This window comes from Acidovorax sp. JHL-9 (assembly GCF_000426205.1).
In the GTDB taxonomy this organism is placed as follows: domain Bacteria; phylum Pseudomonadota; class Gammaproteobacteria; order Burkholderiales; family Burkholderiaceae_C; genus Acidovorax; species Acidovorax soli.
On sequence record NZ_AUEX01000012.1, the window covers coordinates 81918 to 99892 of the forward strand.

Annotated in this window: 18 protein-coding genes; 10 read left to right on the top strand and 8 right to left on the bottom strand. The window is 68.1% G+C overall.

Translation table 11 applies throughout. From position 1 onward, the window contains the following. Position 1 precedes the first annotated feature (1 nt). Both phnH and phnG read right to left on the bottom strand, forming a co-directional pair. On the bottom strand, positions 2–628 hold the full coding sequence (gene phnH, locus K225_RS0109830) for a phosphonate C-P lyase system protein PhnH (RefSeq protein ID WP_026436241.1): 627 nt from the start codon (positions 626–628) through the stop codon (positions 2–4). Further along, a complete protein-coding gene (phnG, locus tag K225_RS0109835; RefSeq protein ID WP_026436242.1) occupies positions 625–1131 on the bottom strand; it encodes a phosphonate C-P lyase system protein PhnG in 507 nt (168 codons plus the stop codon). The genes phnH and phnG overlap by 4 nt, the downstream gene beginning before the upstream one ends. Before the next feature lie 75 nt (positions 1132–1206). Between phnG and phnF the strand changes: the two genes are divergently transcribed. Genes phnF through K225_RS0109860 form a run of 5 tightly spaced genes read left to right on the top strand, consistent with a single transcriptional unit; the run spans position 1207 to position 4961 of the window. Then, a complete protein-coding gene (phnF, locus tag K225_RS0109840) occupies positions 1207–1971 on the top strand; it encodes a phosphonate metabolism transcriptional regulator PhnF (protein WP_026436243.1) in 765 nt (254 codons plus the stop codon). Beyond that, a complete protein-coding gene (locus K225_RS0109845) occupies positions 1961–2683 on the top strand; it encodes a DUF1045 domain-containing protein (protein WP_026436244.1) in 723 nt (240 codons plus the stop codon). The genes phnF and K225_RS0109845 overlap by 11 nt, the downstream gene beginning before the upstream one ends. After that, positions 2680–3243 carry a phosphonate metabolism protein/1,5-bisphosphokinase (PRPP-forming) PhnN gene (phnN, locus tag K225_RS0109850; RefSeq protein ID WP_026436245.1) on the top strand — a complete coding sequence of 188 codons (564 nt, stop codon included), beginning with the start codon at positions 2680–2682 and terminating at the stop codon, positions 3241–3243. Before K225_RS0109845 ends, phnN begins: the two co-directional genes overlap by 4 nt. A gap of 47 nt (positions 3244–3290) precedes the next feature. Continuing rightward, positions 3291–3713: an arsenate reductase (glutaredoxin) gene (gene arsC, locus K225_RS0109855; RefSeq protein ID WP_026436246.1), complete on the top strand. Its 423-nt coding sequence runs from the start codon at positions 3291–3293 to the stop codon at positions 3711–3713. Between the two features lie 57 nt (positions 3714–3770). Then, the gene (locus tag K225_RS0109860; protein ID WP_034712313.1) at positions 3771–4961 is read left to right on the top strand and encodes an MFS transporter; all 1191 of its coding nucleotides are present in this window, start codon (positions 3771–3773) and stop codon (positions 4959–4961) included. A 27-nt stretch (positions 4962–4988) separates the two neighbouring features. Here the strand turns inward: K225_RS0109860 and K225_RS0109865 are convergent, their stop codons facing one another. Next, positions 4989–5654 carry a DNA-3-methyladenine glycosylase I gene (locus K225_RS0109865; protein WP_026436248.1) on the bottom strand — a complete coding sequence of 222 codons (666 nt, stop codon included), beginning with the start codon at positions 5652–5654 and terminating at the stop codon, positions 4989–4991. A gap of 107 nt (positions 5655–5761) precedes the next feature. Between K225_RS0109865 and K225_RS0109870 the strand changes: the two genes are divergently transcribed. Genes K225_RS0109870 through K225_RS0109880 form a run of 3 tightly spaced genes read left to right on the top strand, consistent with a single transcriptional unit; the run spans position 5762 to position 7989 of the window. Next, on the top strand, positions 5762–6913 hold the full coding sequence (locus K225_RS0109870) for an aminopeptidase (RefSeq protein ID WP_034712315.1): 1152 nt from the start codon (positions 5762–5764) through the stop codon (positions 6911–6913). Continuing rightward, on the top strand, positions 6906–7268 hold the full coding sequence (locus tag K225_RS0109875) for a polyhydroxyalkanoic acid system family protein (protein ID WP_026436250.1): 363 nt from the start codon (positions 6906–6908) through the stop codon (positions 7266–7268). The genes K225_RS0109870 and K225_RS0109875 overlap by 8 nt, the downstream gene beginning before the upstream one ends. Before the next feature lies 1 nt (position 7269). Next, the gene (locus K225_RS0109880) at positions 7270–7989 is read left to right on the top strand and encodes a nitroreductase (RefSeq protein WP_026436251.1); all 720 of its coding nucleotides are present in this window, start codon (positions 7270–7272) and stop codon (positions 7987–7989) included. Between the two features lie 70 nt (positions 7990–8059). On the opposite strand, the gene K225_RS0109885 is transcribed toward K225_RS0109880, so the two are convergent. The 3 genes from K225_RS0109885 to K225_RS0109895 form a co-directional block, all read right to left on the bottom strand. Then, positions 8060–8314 (bottom strand): acyl-CoA-binding protein, encoded by a 255-nt coding sequence (locus K225_RS0109885; protein WP_026436252.1) that lies wholly within the window; start codon positions 8312–8314, stop codon positions 8060–8062. Between the two features lie 65 nt (positions 8315–8379). Then, positions 8380–9480, bottom strand: coding sequence for a M14 family metallopeptidase (locus K225_RS0109890; protein ID WP_026436253.1), 1101 nt, complete (start codon positions 9478–9480; stop codon positions 8380–8382). A 106-nt stretch (positions 9481–9586) separates the two neighbouring features. Beyond that, positions 9587–10792: a M20 aminoacylase family protein gene (locus K225_RS0109895; protein ID WP_026436254.1), complete on the bottom strand. Its 1206-nt coding sequence runs from the start codon at positions 10790–10792 to the stop codon at positions 9587–9589. Positions 10793–10869: 77 nt separating this feature from the next. Here K225_RS0109895 and argE point away from each other — a divergent pair, with 77 nt between their 5' ends. Further along, positions 10870–12042: an acetylornithine deacetylase gene (argE, locus tag K225_RS0109900; protein WP_026436255.1), complete on the top strand. Its 1173-nt coding sequence runs from the start codon at positions 10870–10872 to the stop codon at positions 12040–12042. A gap of 44 nt (positions 12043–12086) precedes the next feature. Here the strand turns inward: argE and K225_RS0109905 are convergent, their stop codons facing one another. Then, complete coding sequence (locus K225_RS0109905; RefSeq protein WP_026436256.1) at positions 12087–13235, bottom strand: ABC transporter substrate-binding protein; 1149 nt, start codon at positions 13233–13235, stop codon at positions 12087–12089. Between the two features lie 129 nt (positions 13236–13364). Between K225_RS0109905 and K225_RS0109910 the strand changes: the two genes are divergently transcribed. Beyond that, a complete protein-coding gene (locus tag K225_RS0109910) occupies positions 13365–15449 on the top strand; it encodes a molybdopterin-dependent oxidoreductase (protein ID WP_026436257.1) in 2085 nt (694 codons plus the stop codon). Positions 15450–15531: 82 nt separating this feature from the next. On the opposite strand, the gene K225_RS0109915 is transcribed toward K225_RS0109910, so the two are convergent. Continuing rightward, positions 15532–17907: a penicillin-binding protein 1A gene (locus K225_RS0109915; RefSeq protein WP_238323214.1), complete on the bottom strand. Its 2376-nt coding sequence runs from the start codon at positions 17905–17907 to the stop codon at positions 15532–15534. Positions 17908–17975 lie beyond the last annotated feature (68 nt).

Consider the following 17975-nt stretch of genomic DNA (forward strand, 5'->3'; position numbering starts at 1 on the left):
CTCAGGCCTCCATGGCAGATGCGATGCGGGTGGTGCGGGACAGCCCGGCAACGTGGGTCGCCGTGGCCAGCAGCGCGTCCACACCGCGCGGAAACGCGGCGTGGTTGTCAGCCCACTGGCGTTCGAAGTCGGCAGGCAAGCCACTGACCTGCAGATGCTGTGCAGTCCGGATGCCCGGTCCACTCAGGCGCCAAAGACCATGGCCCCCACCGCCAACGGCCAGCCGGTCCACATCCACGAAGCAGGTGGCCGACTGGTCGGGATAGGCGTCGCTGCCCTGTGCAAAAGTGGACAGGGGCGGCAGGGCGTCACCCTGCGCCACCCAGGCAAACCGGGCCTGGCCCGGGTTCAGCACCAGTTGGCAGCCCGTGTGAAAGCGCAGCCAAGGACCGGCATCGCTGGCCGCCAGGCGTGGCGACAGCCACAGCGTGCAATCGCTGTCGAGCAGGGCCAGCAAGGCGGCCGCCGAAGCGCCGTTGCCTGCCGCAGGCACCTCCGCGTCGTGGTCCAGATGTACCGGCTGGCCGGGCTGCGACAGCGCCTGCAAGACCGCACGGAACACCTTCTGGCTGCCCAGCGCTTCGCTGGAAAATCCCGCACCCAGTGCGGACAGAACGCGGGCGGTCATTCCGAATCCTCCTCGTCAGCGCTTGCGCTTTCGCGGGCCACGGTGAAGAAATCCACCTTGGTGCTGGCAGCGCGCGCACTGCGGCGCACCTGCGCATCCGCCAGGTGCTTGCGCACCGGCGCAAGCAGGGCGACATCGAGGGCGGCGTGCTGTGCGGGGTCCTGCAGCAAGGCATCGGCCAGCGCGGCCAGGTGCACCTGGCGCCGCGAACGCCCCAGCACATAGGCCACGCCCACGGCGGCTTCGCCAGCGCCGGCCTCCACGCGCAATGCGCAGCGGGTGACCGTGATCTCCCCCAGGTTGAAGCGCTCGCCCGTGCCACCGGCGCGGCCCTGCACCATCATCAGCCCGGTTTCGGGGGCACGCAGCCAGCGTGCGGGCCGGCCCACGTGTTCGCGCAACGCGGGCTCCAGCAGCTCGATCGGCGCGCGGGCCAGCAAGGCCATCCATTGCGCCCGCTCGGGCGGCCTGCCGGCGCCGGGGTTGTCAAAGGCTTGAAACATGAAAGTGATACCCTGAAAGTTGTATAGACAAATTGAACAACTCGCGCCAGCTTAAAGAGCGCTCATGTAGTTTTCATGACAGCCAGCACCCCCTCCACGGTTTCATCCCCCCCGACCCCACGCCCGGCCCGCGACAGCTTCTGGACACGCATCGCCGCCGAACTGGCCGAGGCCATCGGCAACGGCATTTACCCACCAGGCCAGCGCCTGCCCTCGGAGCACGCGCTCGCCGAACAGTTCGGCGTGAACCGCCACACCATCCGCCGCTCGCTGGCCAGCCTGTGCACCCAGGGCCTGGTGCGCATCACGCAAGGCAGCGGCACTTACGTGGAAGACTTTGCGGTGGACCTGGTGCTGGGCAAGCGCACGCGGCACCAGCAAGGCCTGGCGCAGGCCGGCCTGCGCGGCAGCCTGGAGGTGCTGCACGAACAGGTGGCGCCGGCCACGGCGGCACTGGCCAGGGCCCTGCAAGTGCCGGTGCGCAGCAAGGTGCTGGTGCTGCGCGTGATGGGCAACGCCGAAGGCCAGCCGCTGCATGTGAGCGAGCGCTATTTCCCGCTGCCCCGCTTCGACGGACTGGCCGCCGTGGTGCGGGAGACCGGCTCCATCACGGCAGGCTTCGTCGCCCATGGCGTGGCCGACTACACCCGCCGCGAAAGCCGCATCACCGCCGAGCTGCCGGAAGTGCAGGTGGCCACCGCACTGCGCCAGCCCGCCAGCCGCCCCGTGCTGCAGGTGGAGAGCCTGAACGTGGACCCCGCCGGCGTCCCCATCGAATGGGCCCGCGCCTGGTTCGCGGGCGACCGCGTCAAACTGACCATTGCACACGATGAGCACTGAAACCGCCCCCGCGCACCGCTACGCGGTGTATTTCGCACCGGCCCCCGGCACCCTGGGCTGGCTGGCCGGCAGCCACTGGCTGGGCCGCTGCGCAGCACAGCTGCAACCCCTGCCCCAGCTGGACATCGTGGGCGTAGCCCAGGAAGACCTGCACCGCCTGACGGCAGCGCCCCGGCGTTACGGCTGGCACGCCACGCTGAAAGCGCCCTTCATGCTGGCGCCCGGCGTGGACTGGTTGGCGCTGCACCAGGCCACACAAGCCGTAGCCCGCCACCTGCGGCCCTTCACCCTGCCGCCCCTGCAGGTCGAACGCCTCGGCGATTTTCTGGCACTGGTGCCGATGGCAGCGCCCGCCACGCAAGCCGCACTCCACGAAGCCGCCGCCGCCTGCGTGACGCAGCTGCAGCCGCTGGCAGCGCCCTTGTCGCCAGTCGAGCTGGCACGCCGACGGGCAGGCGGGCTGACGCCCCGCCAGGACGCACTGCTGCTGCGCTGGGGCTATCCGTTCGTGCTGGAAGAGTTTCGCTTTCACCTGTCGCTGACCGGCCCGCTCGACACCGTGGCCGCCAGCACCCAGGCCCTGGTGCAGGATGCGGCGGAACAGTTCTTCGCCGATCTGCCCCCCCTGAACTTCAACAGCCTGGCCCTGTTCGCCGAACCCACCCCGGGCGCCGATTTCGTGTTGCTGGACCACCTGGAGATGGGGGCATGACCGGGCGGCTGGTCTATTGCATGGGCCCCTCGGGCGCGGGCAAGGATTCGCTGTTCGACTGGCTGCGCCAGCACCTGCCCGAATCCAGCCGCGTGCGCTGGGCGCGGCGCACCATCAGCCGCGCCGCGCCCGCCGGCGGTGAAGCACACGAAAGCGTGGATGCAAGCACCTTCAGACAGCTGCGCGACGCCCAGGCCTTTGCCCTGCACTGGGAGGCCAACGGCCTGCACTATGGGGTGCGGCATGCAGAGCTCGCACCACTGGCCAGGCACATGTGGGTGCTGGTCAACGGCTCACGCGCCTATCTGCCCCAGGCGCTGCAGCACTACCCGCACCTGGTTGCCGTGCACATCACCGCCAGCCCCGACGTGCTGCGCCAGCGCCTGACCGCCCGTGGCCGCGAAAGCGCCGAGCAGATCGAAGCACGGGTCCGTCGGGCTGCGGCCTTCCAGCCCACGCCCCATGCCGCCGCCGTGCAGGTGCACAACGACACCACCCTGGACCACGCAGGCAGCACCCTGCTGCATGGGCTGCGGCAACTGCCTGGCTGGCCCGTCTGAACCCTGCCCATTGCAACGGCCATGGCGTCCTGAGACACTTCCCACCCATGTCCACCGTCACCATCTATCACAACCCGAAATGCGGCACCTCCCGCAACACCCTGGCCATGATCCGCAACAGCGGTGTGGAGCCAGAGGTCATTGAATACCTCAAGACACCGCCCAGCCGCGAAACCCTGGTATCCCTGATTGCGGCCACCGGCCAGCCCGTGATCAACGCAGTGCGCTCCAAGGAAACGCTGTTCACTGAACTGAACCTGGGCGCCCCCGGCGTCACGGACGAGCAGCTCATTGATGCCATGCTGGCCCACCCCATCCTCATCAACCGCCCCATCGTGGTCACGCCGCGGGGCACACGCCTGTGCCGCCCATCAGAGGCTGTGCTGGACATCCTGCCCCAGCCACAGCAGGGCGCCTTCACCAAGGAAGACGGCGAAATGGTCATCGATGCCAAAGGCCAGCGCGCCTGACGCGCCCGCCGCCGCGCCGGCAAGCCTTGGCCCCCCCGGCGTGGCGCACGAGCGCCCATGAGGCCATCGTCCCTGCGCTGGACCGTGGCACGCCTGGGCAGCGCGCAGACCCTGGCCTGGGCCTCGTCCTATTACCTGCCGGCCATGCTGGCCGCGCCCATGGCGCGCGACCTGGGGGTGGCCACGCCGACCGTATTCGCGGCGTTCTCGGTGGCACTCATCGTGTCGGCCCTGCTGGGCCCTTTGGCGGGCCGGGCGATTGACCGGCATGGCGGCCGCCCGGTACTGGTGGCCACCAACCTGCTGTTTGCCGCCAGCCTCGCGGGCATGGCGCTGGCCCAAGGCCCCGTGGGACTGTTTGTCGCCTGGGTGCTGATGGGCGTGGCCATGGGCTCGGGTTTGTATGAAGCCGGGTTTGCCACGCTGGTGCGCCTGTACGGCCGGGGCGCGCGCGGAGCCATCACCGGTATCACGCTGATTGCGGGCTTTGCCAGCACCGTGGGCTGGCCGCTGTCGGCGTGGATGGAAGTGCACTGGGGCTGGCGCGGCGCATGTGTTGGCTGGGCCGCCTTGCACCTGCTGGTGGGCTTGCCGCTCAATGGCTGGCTGCCTCGCATCGAATCCGCAGAAATGGCACCGGCCCCACCAGTGGGCGCACCCGTCGCCACCACCGGCATGCCGGCATCGCCCACCCCGGACCACCCCCTGCGCACCACCGTTGTGCTGTCCTTCGTTTTCGCCGTCACCTGGTTCACCAGCACGGCCATGGCAGCCCATCTGCCGCGCCTGCTGCAAGCCAGTGGCACGTCGCTGCAGGCCGCAGTGGCCATGGCGGCGCTCGTCGGACCGGCCCAGGTTGCGGCGCGCCTGCTGGAGTTTGGTTGCCTGCGCCGGCTGCACCCCTTGCTATCGGCCCGGCTGGCGGCGGCGGCCCACCCGGCGGGCGCGGCCTTGCTGATGGTGTTGGGCGGGCCGGCGGCGGCGCTTTTCACCATGCTCCACGGAGCGGGCAATGGCATTCTGACGATTGCCAAGGGCACCTTGCCGCTGGTGCTGTTCGGCCCCGCAGGCTACGGCGCCCGCCAGGGCCTCATGATGGTGCCCGCCCGCGTGGCACAGGCCTTTGCGCCGGTGCTTTTTGGCATGCTGCTCGATGGCCTGGGCGCCGCAGCGCTGTGGCTGACGACGCTGCTGGGGGTGGTGGCACTGGGGGCGCTGTGGGTGCTGCGCCCCCGGCCGACCCCCTGAACCGCCGGCCCCCGCCGCACCCGGTTTTCAGGCGCACGGCATGTCCAGCGCCTGCCGCGCATCCAGCGCGGCGGCGCGGACGTGGCATCCCTCCAGGTGGTCGTTCACCAGCCCCATGGCCTGCATGAAGGCGTACATGGTGGTGGGGCCCACAAAACTCCAGCCGCGTTGTTTGAGGTCTTTCGACAGGGCCACGGATGCGGGCGAGGTGACCAGGGTGCGCGCCACTTCGCGGGTGATGCGCCGCGGGCGATCCACGGCAGCCGGCTCAAAGCGCCACACATAGTGCGCCAGCGAGCCAAACTCGCGCCGCAGCTCCAGCACCCGCCGGGCATTGTGGATGGTCGATTCGATCTTGCCGCGGTGGCGCACGATGGCGGTGTCCTGCACCAGGCGTTCCACGTCCTGCGCATCGAATGCGGCAATGGCTTCGGCGTCGAACCCGGCAAACGCCGCACGAAAGCCCTCGCGCCTGTTCAGGATGGTGAGCCAGCTCAGCCCCGCCTGGAAACCCTCCAGGCAGAGCTTCTCGAACAGCCGCCGGTCATCCACCACCGGGAACCCCCACTCCCGGTCGTGGTAATGGCGGTACAGCGGTGTGGCCTGGCACCAGCTGCAGCGCGGGCAGCCAGCCTCGTCGGCAAACAGGCCCGCAGGCATGGGCGTGGCAGGTTCTGGGGCAGCAAGGGTCATGGCGCATTCTAGAAACGGCGCGCGCCAGGCGCCTGACAGGTCCTGCAGACCGCAAGCAGCCGGCCTTGTGTCTACACTGCGGGCCATCCCCCGCTCTCCTTGCCGGCATGCCCTTTTCGTTTCTGCCACGCTGCGCACTGCTCAGCCTTCTGCTCCTGGCACTGCCAGGCTGCGCCAGCCAGGGCAGCACGCTGGGCTACTACTGGCAGTCGGTGCGGGGGCATCTGCAGATCATGCAGGCGGCCGAGCCCATCGACCGCTGGGTGGCACGAGCCGGCACGCCCCCCGCACTGCGCGAACGCCTGCAGCTGGCCCAGCGCGCCCGCGCCTTTGCGGTGACGGAACTGGCCCTGCCCGACAACGCCAGCTACCGCCGCTATGCCGACCTCAAGCGCCCCTATGCCGTGTGGAACGTGGTGGCCGCGCCGCCCTTTGCACTCACGCTGCACCGCTGGTGCTTTCCGGTCGCGGGCTGCATCGGCTACCGCGGTTATTTCACCGAAGCCGACGCCCAGGCCGAAGCCGCCCAGCTGGCGCAGCAAGGCCTGGAGGTCGAGGTCTATGGCGTGCCCGCCTACTCCACCCTGGGTTACATGAACTGGGCCGGCGGCGACCCGCTGCTCTCCACCTTCATCGCCTGGCCCGAGGGTGAATTCGTGCGCCTGCTGTTCCACGAACTGGCGCACCAGGTGGTCTATGCACCGGACGACACGCTGTTCAACGAATCATTTGCCACGGCGGTGGAGCGGCTGGGCAGCGCGCAGTGGCTGGCCACGCAGGCCAGCCCGCAGGCCCGCGCGGCCTTTGCCGAAAGCAACGGGCGGCGCAGCGCCTTCCGCGCCCTGGCGCGCGCCACCAGGGCACGACTGGCGGCCATTTATGAACAAAAAGAGGCTCTGGCGCTGGATGAGAAAGCGCTGGCAACCATGAAAACAGAAGCAATGCAGGACTTTCGCACCGGCTACGCTGCGCTGCGCACCGGCTGGCTGGCGGCCCCGCACGGACGGCCCGCCGCCCTGCATACCGCCCAGCTGGCGGGTTACGACCGCTGGGTAGCCCAGGCCAACAACGCCAGCTTTGCCGCCCAGGCCGCCTACGACGAACTGGTGCCCGCGTTCGAAGCCCTGTTCGAGCGCGAGGGCCGCCAGTGGCCCCGGTTTTATGATGCCGTCAGACAACTGGCGCAGCAGCCCCCGGCGCAACGCCACCAGAACCTGCGCGCGCTACAACCCCACCACAAGGAGCCCCCCGGTGCCTGACATCCACATCCACCGCGAACACCACCTGGGCTTCGAGGAAGCCCGAAAAATCGGTTGCTCCTGGGCCGAAAAGGCGGAAGAAAAGTTTGCCATGGACTGCACCTACGAAGAAGGCGACACGCAGGACACCCTGCACTTCAGCCGTGCCGGCATCAACGGCACGCTGCTGGTCGATGCCATCCAGTTTGAAATGAAGGCCGAGCTCGGTTTCCTGTTGGGCGCCTTCAAGGCGCGCATCGAAGCCGAGATCGGCGAGCAGCTCGATGCGCTGCTCAACGCCCCCCGCCCCGGCGCACGCAAGGCAGCACCGGCCAAAAAGAAGACCCCCGCCACGGCTGCGGCCCCGAAAGACTGAGATGACCACACCGAACACACCGCGGCCCGCAGCAGCAACTGCAGGAACAACGCCCGCCTACGAAGCACTGTCCACCCTGCTGCATACCCGCCACAGCTGCCGCGCCTTCCTGCCGCAAGCGCTGGAGCGTGCCACCATCGAACGCATCCTGGCAACGGCGCAGCGCACGGCCTCGTGGTGCAACGCGCAGCCCTGGCAGCTCACCATCGCCAGCGGCGCCACCCTGGCCCGCCTGCGCAGCGCCCTGCAGGCCCATGTGGCCAGCGAACGCCCGGCGCCCGACCTGCCCTGGCCACGCGAATACCGGGGCGTCTACCAGGAGCGGCGGCGCGAATGCGGCTGGGGCCTGTACGAAGCCCTGGGCATTGCCAAGGGCGACCGCGAGGCCTCTGCCCGGCAGGCGGGCGAAAACTTCACCATGTTTGGCGCCCCGCATGTGGCCATCATCAGCAGCGACGAGGCCCTGGGCGTGTATGGCGCGGTGGACTGCGGCGCCTATGTGGGCAATTTCCTGCTGGCCGCCCACAGCCTGGGCGTGGCCTCCATCGCGCAGGCCGCGCTGGCCGCCTACCCCGGCGTGCTGCGCGAGGTGCTGGGCATTGCCCCAGACCGCAGCATCGTCTGCGGCATCTCGTTCGGACTGGCCGACCCCGCGCATCCGGCGAACCTTTTCCGCACGCAGCGCGCTGCTGTGGGCGACAGCGTGACCTGGCGCGACTGAGTCCCGCCACAGAGCATCCATGAAAAAAGCGGCCTGAAGCCGCTTTTTCTATGGAGCGCAACCGCGCTTTTCAGCTCAGCGACTCAATCAGGTCGATGTACTGCTGCTTGGCCGCTTCGAGATCAGTGCCCTTGAGCTTTTCCCATGCGTCCCACTTGGCGCGGGCCACCACGTCGGAAAAGCCGGGTTTCTTTTCGGTGTTGTCACCCGCCGTGGCCTGCTTGTACAGCGCATAGATCTTCAGCAGCGTGACGTTGTCGGGACGCTCGCTGAGGTTCTTGGAGTTGGCCACTGCGGCCTCGAAAGTGGCGTTCAGGTCAGCCATGTCGTTTGTCCTTGAAGGAAAAGTGGGAAGAGTAAAGGGTGGGCAACGATGTGCAGGCGCGTATCTTAGGACTTGTTCAGCCCCTGCACCGCCTGGAACATCGACTGCCGCGCCTGGCTGATGACCTGGCCTTTCCAGGCGTCTGTATCGGTGTAGAACGCGGCCAGCATCTGGGCCTTGATCTGCGCGGCCTGGGCGGCGGGCGCCTCGGGATGGAGGTGGAGCCAGTGCTCGGCGCGCAGGGCCTGGAGCACGTCCTCCAGGGGCTGCGTGCCGTATTCCAGGGCCATGCCGGTGAATTCGGTCTGGGGGCATTCGTCCACGAGGGCGGTCCACATCAGCCCCGTGAGGAAGGCCGAGGTGGACGAACCGTCGTAGATGGAAGTGACAGGCGTGGCGCCACCGCCCGCCCACCACTGCCGCGCGCGCTGCACGGCGGCGGCATCGTCGGGGCCGCAGTAGATGCGCTCACCCAGGCCGCTGGGCCCCAGGCCCGTGTGCAGGTCGATCCAGCCCACGCGCGCGGCCCGGCTGCCATGCTGGCGCAGCACCGTGCGCAGCGTGCGGTTGCTCCAGGTCGGCGCGATGCCCCCATAAAACAGGCCGCCGGCAAACTCATGCTGCCCACGCGTGATGGCGGCCTGCCAGGCGGCCGCGCCATGCCCGGCAATCCAGGCCTGCACGTCCCTCACGTTGTCCGCCTGGGGCGGCCACGCATCGGGCAGCAGCAGCGGCGCCACTTCGCGGTAGGCCGTATTGACCGGCAGGGGTTGGCTGAAGTCGTGGAAATTGCGGTTCAGGTCCACGTTTTCGTGCGTGGTGCGGCGGATATGCGAGAACCCATGGGGGTTGAGCGCATGGATGTAAAGCACGGCCACACCCTGCGCACGCGCCAGGTCGCGCCACTCCTGGTCGTGCAGCGCAAACACCTGCACGCCACTGCCGCAATAACCCTCCACGCCGTGGCAGCCGCTGCTGACAATGAGCAGCTTGTCGGCGTCTGGCGGGCCGTCCCGCACCACATCCATCGCCAGGTCTTCGCCCTCGCGCCCCGGCAACGGATGGCGGTGCGATTCGATGGGCAGGCCGGCCGCGGCGGCAGCCTCCAGGAACTGCGCGCGTGCACGCGCGTAGGTGGGCGCAAACGCCTGGGCGATACCGATCATGGGATGTCCTGAACAGGTGACAACAGGAGGGTGACGGCGAGGCCGCCGGGGGAACACGCGCGCACTTTCCGCGGCAGCACCCGGCGCACCGGCAGCCTCGCGCCCGTCAGCTGCGGGCCGCTGCCAGCCACTCCTCGGCCAGCCGCACCCAGTAGGTGGCGCCCAGCGGGATCAGGTCGTCATTGAAGTCGTAGCTCGGGTTGTGCAGCGTGCAGGGCCCGCCGCCATGGCCCATCTCGCGGTGCGCGCCATCGCCGTTGGCGATGAAGCAATACGCACCGGGCTTGGCCTGCAGCATGTAGGCAAAGTCCTCGGCGCCCATGGTGGGCTCCTGGGCGACCACATGTTCTTCACCCACGATGCCAACCATGACCTTGCGGGCGAATTCAGCCTCGGCAGGCGAGTTCACGGTGGCCGGGTAGTTGCGCACAAACTCGAACGCACAGGTGGCCTCGTGCGCGGCGCAGGTGTGCTCGGCCACCTGCTGCATGCGCGCCTCGATCAGGTCCAGCACCTCGGGCCGGAAGGTGCGCACCGTGCCCTGCAGTTCGCAGTGGTCGGGCACCACATTGGTGGCCTCGCCGGCATGGATCATGGTGACCGAGATCACGCCGGCATCCACCGGCTTCTTGTTGCGGCTGATGATGGTCTGAAAGCCCTGCACCATCTGGCAGGCAATGGGCACGGGGTCGATGCCGGTGTGCGGCAGCGCCGCATGGCCGCCCTTGCCGCGGATGGTGATCTTGAACTCGTTGCTGGACGCCATCACCGGCCCGGCACTCACGGCCATGGTGCCGACAGGCATGCCGGGCCAGTTGTGCATGCCGAACACGGCCTGCATGGGGAACTGCGCGAACAGGCCGTCTTCGATCATCACGCGCGCACCACCACCGCCCTCCTCGGCCGGCTGAAAGATCAGGTACACGGTGCCGTCAAAGTTGCGGTGCGTGGCAAAGTGCTGCGCCGCCGCCAGCAGCATGGCCGTGTGGCCATCGTGGCCGCAGGCGTGCATCTTGCCGGGGTGCTGGCTGGCATGTGCGAAGGTGTTGAACTCCTGCATGGGCAAGGCGTCCATGTCGGCGCGCAGGCCGATGGCCTGGCCGCTGGCGCCGCCATCGCGCCCCTTCACGATGCCGACCACGCCGGTCTTGCCCAGCCCGCGGTGGATGGGGATGCCCCATTCGGTGAGCTTTTGCGCCACCACATCGGCGGTGCGCAGCTCTTCAAAACACAGCTCGGGGTAGGCGTGGATGTCCCGGCGCACGGCAGCAATGCTGGCGGCCTGGGTGACGATGGAATCGATAACTTTCATGATGTGTATCCTTGCGACCAAGACAGTCTAGCCCCGCTCCACGGTCTTCGCTACAGGGGGTTTATCTGCACCGCCACATGACGCCATCCACCCACGCCCTCGAACTTGCGCAGACCCTGGTGCGCATGAACACCGTCAGCCACCACTCCAACCTGGAGCTGATCCACTTCATCCGCGACCATCTGGCCCGGCTGGGTGTTCAAAGCCGCCTCACCTTCAACGCCGACAGGACCAAGGCCAACCTGTTTGCCACGCTGGGCGAAGGCAAGCCTGCCGGAGTGATCCTGTCGGGCCACACCGACACCGTGCCCTGGGACGGCCAGGACTGGAGCGTGGACCCGCTGGGCGCCGTGGTGCAAAACGGCCCCGAGGGCGCCAGCCTCTACGGCCGCGGCAGTGCCGACATGAAGGCTTTCATCGGCATTGCCCTGTCGCAGGCCGAACATTTTCTGAACAGCAATGCGCCGTTTGCCATCCATCTGGCGTTCAGCTACGAGGAAGAGATCGGCTGCTTTGGCGTCAAAGAGCTGATTGCCGACCTGCGCGACGCCGGCATCCGCCCGCTGGCCTGCATCGTGGGCGAACCCACCCGCATGGTCCCCGCCATCGCCCACAAGGGTGTGTACCGCTACCGGTGCTGCGTGCGCGGCAAGGAGGCGCATTCATCGCTCACGCCGCATTCGGTCAACGCCATCGAGATGGCAGCGCGCGTGGTGGGCCGCGTGCGCGACATGGCCGCGGGATTCGAGCGCCATGGGCCGCGCTTCGAAGGCTTTGACGTGCCCTTTTCCACGGCCAGCGTGGGCCAGTTTCACGGTGGCATTGCCGACAACGTGGTACCGCGCGATGCCGAGTTCCGCTACGAGTTTCGCGACCTGCCCACCGCCAATGCCGCGCAGATGCAGGCCGAGGTGGTGGCCTATGCCCAGTCGCTGGAGCCGGCCATGAAGAAAGTGGCGCCCACGGCAGGCATCGCGTTCGAGACCATCTGCGAGATCCCCAGCTTTCTGGGCAGCAAGGACGACCCGGTGACACGCCTGGCGCAGGAACTGACCGGCGAGAAAGGCACGGCGCTCGTGGCCTTTGGCACCGAGGCCGGGCTGTTCAAGAACGCCGGCATCTCTACCGTGGTGTGCGGGCCCGGCAGCATCCAGCAGGCGCACCAGCCGGATGAATACGTGAGCCTCGCGCAACTGGTGCGCTGCGAGGCGTTCATGCAAGGCCTCGCGCGCACCAGCACGCTGGCCTAGAGACACCGCAACCCGCACGCGGCGCGACGGGCCGCGACGTTGCGTCAGGTCCGCACGCGCCCGTCGCCGGTCAGCATCGACATTTCCACAAAATGCGATGCCGTGTGGTCCGATGCGCTGAAGGAGACCGGAAACCCGGAAATCACCTGCGAACCCAGGGATTCGAGGCCTGTAATGAAGCTGTCAGGGGTGAGCTTGCCGCCAACCAGCCCCTGGCGCAGGCCCTCGGTGAAAACACGGGCCGCCAGATACCCTTCCAGGCTGGAGTAGTTGGCCTGCACCTTGTCGCCGCCCTTCTTGATGGCGTCCAGAAACTCGCGCGTGATCGGACGCGAGGGCTGGTAGGGCGATGGCACGACCTGCGACACCACCACGCCCGCGCCATCCTTGCCCAGCTCATCGGCCAGCGCCTGCGTGCCCACAAACGACACGTTGTAGAAGGTGCCGCCAAAGCCCGCCTTGCGCGCAGCGCGCACAAAAGCCGCGCTGGCACCATAGGCCGAAATCTGCACCACCGCGTCGGGTATGGCGGGCACCAGTTTGTCCACCGCAGCCCTCACATCGGACGAATTGCGCTCCACCGTGGCCGTGGCCACCGGGGCCAGCTTGAGATCGGCCAGGGCCCGGGTCACGCCATCGAGCCCGGCCTTGCCGTAGGCATCGTTCTGGTAGAACACCGCGATCTTCTTGAGCCCCAGGTTGGTGAGCTGGCGCACGATGAGCGCGGTTTCGTCGTAGTAGGACGCGCGCACATGGAAAATCAGGCGGTTGAAGGGCTGGCGCAGGGCCTCGGCGCCCGTGAAGGGGCCAAAAAACGGCACCTTGGCCTGGGTGAAAATCGGCAGTGCCGCCAGGCTGGTGGGCGTGCCGATGTAGCCAAACAGCGCGAACACATCGTCGGCAATGAGCTTTCGGGTGTTTTCGGCGCAGCGGTCGGGTTCGTAGCCGTCGTCCATGGTGCGAATTTCCACCATGCGCCGGCCCACGCCGCCCTGGGCGTTGAGCCGGTCGAAAAAGAGCTTGGCCCCCAGGTTGAACTGGATACCCAGCTGCGCCGCGGGGCCCGTGAAGGCGGCCGACTGCCCCAGCACGATGCGGCCCTCGCCCTGCGCCCGGGCCAGATTGAAGCCACCCAGCGCTGCTGCGCCCAGGCCCACCGAAAATTGTCTGCGCCCGATGACGGATTGGTTCATGGTGAAATCTCTTTTCTTGTGAATCGAGGGCGATCCCCCTGCGCTGCCGGCGCGCAGTCTCCCTGGATCTGGCGCAAGATATGCACGCTTCGATCACCCCCTTCTGCCAGTTTAACGACCACCCACCGTATGCCCCCGTCTTCTACCGCAAATACCCCACAGCCTGCGCCGATACAGGCGCAGGTGCGTGGGGCCTGCCCCCACGACTGCCCCGATACCTGCGCCCTGATCACCACCGTGGAAAACGGCGTGGCCACCCGCGTGCAGGGCAACCCCGACCACCCGCACACCGACGGCGTGCTGTGCGCCAAGGTGTCGAAATACACCGAGCGCAGCTACCACCCCGAGCGCATCCTCACCCCGCTCAGGCGCACCGGCCCCAAGGGCAGCGGGCAGTTTGCCCCGGTGGGCTGGGACGAGGCACTGGCCGACATCGCGCAGCGCCTGCAAAGCATTGCGGCACGCGCCCCCGAAGCCATCCTGCCCTACAGCTACGCCGGTACCATGGGCCTGGTGCAGGGCGAGAGCATGGACCGGCGCTTCTTTCACCGCCTGGGCGCCTCGCAGCTCGACCGCACCATCTGCGCCTCGGCCGGTGCCGAAGCACTGGTGCAGACCCTGGGCGGCAAGCTGGGCATGAAGGTGGAATTCTTCGCCGAATCCAGGCTCATCCTCATCTGGGGCAGCAACTCGATTGGCAGCAACCTGCATTTCTGGCGCTATGCCCAGCAGGCCAAGCGCAATGGTGCCCGGCTGGTGTGCATCGACCCACGCAAGACCGAGACCGCCGACAAATGCCATGAGCACATCCAGCTCCGCCCCGGCACCGATGCCGCGCTGGCCCTGGCGCTGATGCACGAGCTGATCCAGAACGACTGGCTGGACCCCGACTACATCGCCCAATACACCCTGGGCTGGGACCAGCTGCGCGAGCGCGCCCTGCAATGGCCGCCCGAGCGCGCCGCCGAGGTCTGCGGTGTACCGGTGGAGCAGATCCGCCAGCTGGCCCAGGACTACGGCACCACCCAGCCCGCCGCCATCCGCCTGAACTACGGCATGCAGCGCGTGCGCGGCGGCGGCAACGCGGTGCGCGCCGTGGCCTGCCTGCCCGCGCTGACGGGCGCCTGGCGCCACCGCGCCGGCGGCATGCTGCTGTCGAGCTCGGGCCAGTTCCCGGTGCAGCGCGCGGTGCTGCAGCGCCCCGACCTGATGCCCGCGCGCACACCGCGCATGCTCAACATGGTGCAGATTGGCGACGACCTGCTGCGCGACACCGCGCCCGGCTTTGGCCCCCGCATCGAGGCCCTGGTGGTCTACAACAGCAACCCCGTGGCCGTGGCGCCCGACTCCAGCAAGGTGGTGCGCGGCTTCGCGCGCGAAGACCTGTTCACCGTGGTGCTGGAGCATTTCCGCACCGACACGGCGGACTATGCCGACTACATCCTGCCCGCCACCACGCAGCTGGAGCACCGCGACGTGCACCTGGCCTACGGCCACACCGACGTGCTGCTCAACCGCCCGGCCATTGCGCCCCGGGGCCAGGCGCGCAGCAACGCGCAGATCTTCCGCGACCTGGCCGCGCGCATGGGCTTCACCGAGCCCTGCTTTGCCGACAGCGACGAAGCCCTGTGCCGCCAGGCCTTTGGCGACGCCGTGGACTACGCGCTGCTCGAAACCCAGGGCTTTGCCACACTGGCGCTGCCCGATGCGCCGTTTGCCGAAGGCGGCTTTCCCACGCCCAGCGGCAAGTGCGAATTCTTCAGCGCCCGCCTGGCCGCGCAGGGCCTGGACGGCCTGCCCGACCACCTGCCCAACCACGAGCTGCAGGGCACCGACGCCCGCTACCCGCTGGCCATGATCTCGCCGCCGGCGCGCAATTTTCTGAACTCCACCTTCGTCAACGTGCAGAGCCTGCGCGCCATCGAGGGTCGCCCGGTGCTGGAGATCCACCCCGATGACGCCGCCACACGCGGCATTGCCGATGGCGCCGTGGTGCGCGTTTTCAACGACCGGGGCAGCTACCTGTGCCACGCCACCGTCTCGCGCCGCGCGCGGCCCGGGGTTGTGAACGGCCTGGGCATCTGGTGGCGCAAGCTGGGGCTGGATGGGACGAATGTAAACGAGGTCACCAGCCAGGCCCTGACCGACCTGGGGCGGGCGCCGACGTTCTACGACTGCCTGGTGGAGGTGGAGGCCCACGCCGTGCCGGCCTGACGGTGCGTTGCCTTTCTTGCCTTAAAAATACTCCTGTATTTATAGCTATTGGCGCTTACATATCAAGCGCCATCGGCCACTCTTACCCCATATCGGCAGAATTTCCCGCCCTTGGGCGGCGCCCGTCCGGACCGCACTCGAAGGGGCTTTGGACAAAGGCCTTGCGGTCATCCACGCAGGTCCCGAAGACGTATTCCGGGTACACATAGTCCTCGCCGAAGCGCATCAGGTCCAGCGGCAGGGTGCGCGATACCGGCGTGCGCCCCCGCACCGCCTCGGCCATGTACTCTGTCCACACGGGCAGGGCCAGGGTGCCCCCGGTGTGCCGGCCCAGGCTGCGCGGCTGGTCGTAGCCCATCCACACGACAGAGGCCACGCCCGATGAGTAGCCGGCAAACCACACATCCCGCGCATCGTTGGAGGTGCCGGTCTTGCCGGCCACATCGGGGCGGCCCAGCGCCTTCGCACGCCGGCCCGTGCCGTGCTGCACCACGTCGCGCAGCATGCTGTCCAGCACGAAGGCATTGCGCTCGGACACCACGGTCGCACGGGGCGATGGCGCGTTCGCTGCATACAGCACCGCGCCACCGCGCTCGCTCACCTGGTGGATCAGCCGGGGCTGCACCAGGGTGCCGCCGTTGGCAAACACGGCATAGGCCTGCGTCAGCTGCAGCGGCGTGATGGCGCCCGCCCCCAGGGCCAGCGGCAGCCGGGGCGGATTGCGTTCGGGCAAGAAGCCGAAGCGGGTGGCGAACTCCTGCACGTACTGAACCCCGGCCGCGTCCATCAGGTTGACGGCCACCAGGTTCTTGGAGCGCACCAGGCCGCGCCGCGCGGTGATGAAGCCCTCGTAGTTGCCGCCGTAGTTGCGCGGGCTCCAGGCGGGGCGGCCGCGGGCGGCAGGGGTTACGACACGCTGTGTATCGTCGATCAAGGTGCCCGGGGCATAGCCCTTTTCCAGCGCCGCCGAATAGATGAACGGCTTGAAGGTCGAGCCCGGCTGGCGAAAGGCCTGCACGGCATGGTCGAACTGGTTGAAGGCGTAGTCGAAGCCCCCCGTGAGCGCCAGGATATCGCCGGTTTCCGTGTCCATGGAGACCAGCGCGCCCTCCATGCCCGGCAACTGGCCCAAATCCCACCTTTGGCGGGCATCGGCCACGACGCGAATCACCGCGCCCGGCGCTATGCGCTGCCGCGCTGGCGCATCGGGCTTGAGGGCGGCACGTGCGCTGGCGCTGAGCCGGCTGCGCGGTATCCGCACCGGCGTGCCATCGCGCAGCCACGCGGCAATGCCCTCGGCCTCGGACGCCGCATGCACCAGGGCGGCACGCAGTTCTCCGCTGTCGCGATAGGGCGCCAGCGCGGCGCGCAGGGCTTTGGGTTCGTCGGACGGCACAGCGCCCTGGATGCGCCCCTCGGGGCCGGCATAGCCGCGGGCATCCTGCGCGCCCAGAATGCCCGCGCGCAGCGCACGCGTGGCCGCGCGCTGCGCGGGAACGCTGAGGGTGGTGACGACATCCAGGCCCAGCGCATACGCCGCTTCACCGTACTGCTCCAGCACCATCTTGCGGGCCTGTTCCACGGCAAAGGCGGCTGCCGGCTCGATGGAACGGTATTGCGTTCGCAGCGTCAGCGCCTGTGTCCGCGCCTCCTGGTAGGCGGGCGCATCCAGATAGCCCAGTTCGTGCATGCGCTGCAGGATGTACTGCTGGCGGATGATGGCGCGCTCGCGGTTCACCACGGGGTTGTACGCCGACGGCGCCTTGGGCAGCCCGGCCAGCACGGCGGCTTCGGCCACCGTCAGCTCGTCCAGTGTCTTGTCGAAGTACACCGACGCCGCGGCCGCAAAGCCATAGGCACGCTCGCCCAGATAGATCTGGTTCATGTACAGCTCCAGGATCTTGTCCTTGCTGTAGGTGGCTTCGAGTTTGTAGGCCAGCAAGACTTCCATGAGCTTGCGGCTGTAGGTTTTGACGCGGCTCAGAAAGAACACCCGCGCCACCTGCATCGTGATGGTGCTGGCCCCCTGGGCATGCTCCCCCGATACCACATTGCGCAGCGCAGCGCGCGCCAACCCGGCGAAGTCCACCGCGCCATGTTCATAAAAGCGGGCATCTTCGATGGCCAGCAGGGCCTGGCGCATCTGCAGCGGGATCTGCCCTATCGGCACGAATTCCCGGCGCTCCTCACCATATTCCGCCAGCAGCGTGCCGTCCCTGGCATAGATGCGCATCGGCAACATGGGATCGTAGTCGGCCAGGTGGTCCACCTCCGGCAGCTGCTGCCACACCATGTGCAGCACATAGGCCCCACCCGCACTGCCGGCCACGACCAGCCCCAGGAAAAAACCCGCGAGAAATTTCAGGATCGGGTGCTTTTGGGGCGAAGGGGCAGGCGCGGCAACAGACGACGATGGGGGCATCAGGGGGAACTCTGGCGAGAGCAGGGCCCGTGCCATGACGGGCCTGCGGCGCCGCTCCCCCTGTCCTTTTACCTGAGAGTTTCGGCTGCCTGGGCAGCCTGCCC